Here is a 4,774-nt window from a genome sequence, read left to right on the forward strand (position 1 = left end):
TCGGAGCGTGTCGTGTCGGTGCAGCCCCAGCCTTGGCCGAAGCCGGATCCGCAGATCGCGGCGGCGGTCCGGGTGATGTACTCGGGCAGGCGGGAGTGCGCGATCTTGGTGGCTAATTCCAACTGTCATGCAGACAGGCCGAGTTGGCGGGCGACGAGGTGACTGGCGGAGTCGGTCGTGGGTCTGTGCGTGTGCCAGGGGTGGCAGCGCGACGAGGAGGCGGTGGATCATGAGCGCTGGTGATCACTCGTGGGTCTTCTCGGATCGGAGCGTGTCGTGTCGGTGCAGCCCCAGCCTTGGCCGAAGCCGGATCCGCAGATCGCGGCGGCGGTCCGGGTGATGTACTCGGGCAGGCGGGAGGCCCCGCTGGCGGTGCAGGTCCGTGACCGGCTGGGCGAGCTGTTCCCGGACGCTGCCTTCGCCGACGGGTTCGGGCGGGCGGGCAAGCCGGGCTGGTCGCCGGGCCGGCTCGCGCTGGTCACGGTGCTGCAGAAGGCCGCGAACCTCACCGACCGGCAGGCCGCGGACGAGGTCCGGGAGAATCTGTCCTGGAAGTATGCACTCGGTCTGGCTCTGGAGGATCCGGGCTTCGACCACAGCGTGCTGTCGGAGTTCCGCTCCCGTGTCGTCGCCCACGGGTTGGAGGAGCGGGTGCTGGACCTGCTGCTGGAGCGGCTGCGCGAGCTGGGACTGGTGGCGGCAGGCGGCAACCAGCGCACCGACTCCACGCACATCGTGGCCGCGGTGCGGGACCTGAACCGGCTCGAGCTGGTCGGCGAAAGCGTGCGCGCGGCACTGAACGCCCTGGCTGCGGCCTGCCCCGACTGGGTGGACCAGGCGCTGGTCGTGGAGGACTGGAGCCGCCGCTACGCAGACCGGATCGACACCTGGCGCCTGCCCTCCTCCAAGACCAGGCAGGACGAACTCGCCCTGCACTACGCCAAGGACGGCTACACTCTGCTGGAGGCCCTCTACGCCCCGGTTTCCCCGGCATGGCTGCGTGAACTGCCCGCAGTGCAGACCCTGCGGATCGTGCTGGTGCAGAACTACACCCGCACCCCGGGTGGGAGCGGCAGGCTGCGGATCCGGCGCCGCGAGCGCGCCGAGGACGGGGGTGACGGGCTGCCGCCCGGCCCGATACGCCTGGCCTCCCCGTATGACACCGACGCCCGCTGGTCCGCCAAACGCGACCTGTTCTGGAACGGGTTCAAGCTGCACGTGTCGGAGACCTGCCATCCACAGGCCGACGGCGACCGTCCCTCCCGGCCGAACATCATCACGAACGTGGCCACCACCGCCTCCACGCTCCCGGACACCAAAGCCCTGGAGCCGATCCACCAGGTGCTGCACCGCCGTCACCTGCTGCCCACCCGGCACTACCTGGACTCCGGCTACCCCAGCGCCGACCTGATCGTCGCCTCTGCCAGGAACTACGGCATCGCCCTGGTCACTCCGGTCCTGCTCGACACCTCCCGCCAGGCCAAAGCCCAACAAGGCTTCGCCGCAGACGACTTCACCATCGACTGGGACGGCAAGCAGGCCGTCTGCCCGGCCGGGAAGACCAGCGCCACCTGGAACGACGTCGTCCAGGAGGGCGTGGCCAAGACCGTCGTCTCCTTCGCCGCCCTGGACTGCATCCCCTGCCCTTTCAAGAACCAGTGCACCAACTCACGAAAAGGCCGCCGGCTCAGCCTCTACCCCCGCGAGCTCACCGAGGCCATCCGCACCGCCCGCGCCCAGCAGCAGGACGGCACCTGGCAGCGCGACTACGCACTGCGGGCCGGGGTCGAGGGCACCATCCGCCAGGCCACCCACACCACCGGACTACGCCGAGCCCGCTACCGCAGCCTGGCCAAGACCCACCTCGACCACACCACCAGCGCCGCCGCCCTCAACCTCATCCGACTCCACGCCTGGTGGCACGGCCGCCCCCTTGACCGCGCCAATCACTGCCACCTCGCCAGACTCCAACTAAGCCTCACAGCATGAGAGTTGGAATTAGCCACCAAGATCGTGCGCCTGCCGAATATCTCATCCGACCAGGTCAGGAAGCGTGTCGGTACTCGTGGATCACTCCGCCGAGCCGGTCGTGTCGGCGTATGTCCAGGCGGGCGATTCGCCTGGGATCGGTGATCGGCTCGGGAACCGCGCGCAGGGGCGCCGCCTGGTTCATGGCCTGATGGGGCCGGTGCAGGTTGTGATGCTGCTCGAACTCGTGTAGCGCCTGCCGTAGGTGGCGCTCGTTCCAGATCAAGGTCCGGTCCAGGAGCTCACGGCGGCAGGTCTGCACCCAGCGCTCCATGATGGAGTTCATCCGCGGTACACGGATGCCGCAGAGCACGACCTGGATGCCGGCGTCGCCAAGGATCTGGTCGAACAGGGCCGGGAACTTCGCGTCCCGGTCACGGATCAGGTGGCTGACGGTGGCTCCGGTGTCCTCGAGGTCCATGACGAGGTTCCGGGCGGCCTGGCTGACCCAGTGGGCGGTGGGATGCGCGGTGGTTCCCAGGATGCGGATGCGGCGAGTGGCGTGCTCGATGACCGCGAGGATGTACTGCCGTTGGCCGGCCAGGGTGACGGTCTCGATGAAGTCGCACGCCAAAAGTGCGTCGGCCTGAGAGCGCAGGAAGTTGGCCCAGGTGGTGACACTTCGATCGGGTGCCGGGTCGATGCCCTCGGCTTTGAGTATCTCCCAGACGGTGGAGGCGGCGATCTTGATGCCCAGGGCGGCGAGTTCGCCGTGCACGCGCCGGTACCCCCACGACGGGTTCTCCCGGACCAGGCGCAGGATCAGCACGCGGATCGAGCGGACCGTGGGCGGGCGACCTGCTCGCTTCGGCCGGCAGGAGCGGGCATGACGCTGCCTCATCAGGTCGCGATGCCAGCGCAGCACGGTGTCCGGCCGGACCAACAGCCGCAGTCGCCCCAGGACATCGCGCGGCAGCTGGGCGAGGAGCGCAGCGAGGAAGACGCGGTCCTGCGGAGCGAACCTCGCCTTGTCCCCACCGAGCTGCCGCTCAAGGACAGTGAGCTGATGGCGCAGTGCGAGGATCTCTACATCCTTGTCCCGGTCGCTCATCGGCAACAGCCGCAGGGCGGCGAACGCGTTGGTGACAGTCAGGTATGCCAGTCGAAGCAACACGAGTGATCATCCTGCCGCAACCGCCGAGCAAGTCCTTGAGCTGCACGGATGACATTCTCGGCAGGCGCAGTGATCATGGTGCCGCACCGGCGGGAGGGGCTGTCACCGGACGTGCTGCCGGATGTGTACCGGGACATCGTCGAAGTGGTCGCGGATGCGCCGGGGCCGGTGCAGGCGAAGCAGGTGGTGCCCCGGATCGGGCTGCCGGCGGTGGCTGCGAAGATCGAGGGGACACGGGGGAAGCTGAAGCGGCTGGTCGAACGCGGCTGGCTGCGCGAGGAGAGGCCCGGGCTGTTCTCCCTGGCTCCCGTGGACGGCCCCGGATGATGGAACTGGCGGAACGATAAAGGCTCTTCTTCCTACCTTCGAAGGTGACAAGCCGAAACGAAGAGCAGGAAGAAGAGCACCGTGGAACCGTACGACGCCATCGACGACACCGATGTGTTCGCGCCCGCAGTCAGGGCCTTCGAAGCCCTGAAAACCGACTTGGCCGGGCCGGCGACGGCGCATCTTGCGCATCACGAGCTGGAGGGGATGCTCATGGAGCAGGGCCGTGAGCTTCAGCGTCTGCTGTTCCAGGCCCACCTCGATCTGCCGGCCGGGCGGGAGGAACACGCGCCGCCCGCGGTGGTGCACGGGCCGGACCATCAGCTGCGCCCACACCGGGAGAGGGGGCATCGCCGCCTGCTGGCCTGTGTGTTCGGCACGGTCACCGTCCAGCGGTGCGTCTGGCGGGGCAAGGGGCTGAGCGGGGTGCGCCCGGCCGATGCGGCCCTGTCGTTGCCGGCGGGCCGGCACTCGCACCAACTGGCCCGCCTCGCGGTACTGGAGGCGGTCCGTGGCTCCTACGACCAGGCGAAGACGGCGATCGAGCAGCGGTGCGGGAAGGTGCTGGGCAAGCGGCAGGCAGGCCGAACAGCTCGTCGTCGCCGCGGCCCGTGACATCGACGCGTTCTACCAGTACAAGATCCCCCTCCCGGCGAGCGCGGACACCCTGCTGGTGATGCAGGTCGACGGCAAGGGCGTGGTGATGCGACCCGACGGGCTGCGCGAGGCGACCCGCCGCAAGGCCGAGGCCGCCACGCGCACCCTGCGCTGCCGACTCGCTCCGGGCGAGAAGGCGAACCGGAAACGGATCTGCGCCGCGAGGCGCTCTGTCATATCCCCGGTAAAGCCGGGAGGAACTCGGAGGGAGGTTCCTGGGTCCGATGGCTCACCTAATCCCGAAAGGGTGAGGGGACAATAGCATGCCAGGAAAGCAGTGATCGTGTTCAGGCGTATGAAACGGCGCACTGCGGGACCCGCGCGATACGGATAAAGCTAAACTGCCTGAATCCCAGTCTCCAGAAGGTTCAATTCGGGACCCATCGGAAAGACGTCTGAAACCGGTGCCGCATCCGGCGTCAGCATCCATGCGTGGCTGACGCAACCTCCGGGATGCGGAACGATATCCAACGAGGATATTCAAGGAGACGAACGGGAATCCTAAGTCGCGCTATCACGTATGACAGAGACGAACGCGGGATCACCTAAGGGGCAACGTCGCTTCCTTGCCGGGTGATCCTTTAGGATCCGGGGCTTGTGGCTCGTGATCATGTGGTGGGGGATGGCTTCCCGGAGCGGATACGGATC

General features: G+C 67.9%; 3 protein-coding genes and 1 pseudogene. 3 read left to right on the forward strand and 1 reads right to left on the reverse strand.

Annotated features, from left to right (window positions below; translation table 11 throughout):
• Positions 1-276 precede the first annotated feature (276 nt).
• Entirely contained in the window at positions 277-1,989 is a 1,713-nt protein-coding gene (locus AB0N07_RS48985; RefSeq protein ID WP_365847193.1) for an IS1182 family transposase, read from the forward strand.
• Between the two features lie 55 nt (positions 1,990-2,044).
• Here AB0N07_RS48985 and AB0N07_RS48990 read toward each other — a convergent pair whose 3' ends face one another.
• Entirely contained in the window at positions 2,045-3,142 is a 1,098-nt protein-coding gene (locus AB0N07_RS48990; RefSeq protein ID WP_365847195.1) for an integrase core domain-containing protein, read from the reverse strand.
• Positions 3,143-3,190: 48 nt separating this feature from the next.
• Between AB0N07_RS48990 and AB0N07_RS48995 the strand changes: the two genes are divergently transcribed.
• Together AB0N07_RS48995 and AB0N07_RS49000 are read left to right on the forward strand one after the other, a co-directional pair.
• A complete protein-coding gene (locus tag AB0N07_RS48995) occupies positions 3,191-3,469 on the forward strand; it encodes a hypothetical protein (protein WP_365847197.1) in 279 nt (92 codons plus the stop codon).
• Positions 3,470-3,550: 81 nt separating this feature from the next.
• Positions 3,551-4,280: pseudogene (locus AB0N07_RS49000) on the forward strand (ISKra4 family transposase); the annotation flags it as partial.
• Between the last annotated feature and the right edge of the window lie 494 nt (positions 4,281-4,774).

The organism is Streptomyces sp. NPDC051172, assembly GCF_040682555.1.
Classification (GTDB): domain Bacteria; phylum Actinomycetota; class Actinomycetes; order Streptomycetales; family Streptomycetaceae; genus Streptomyces.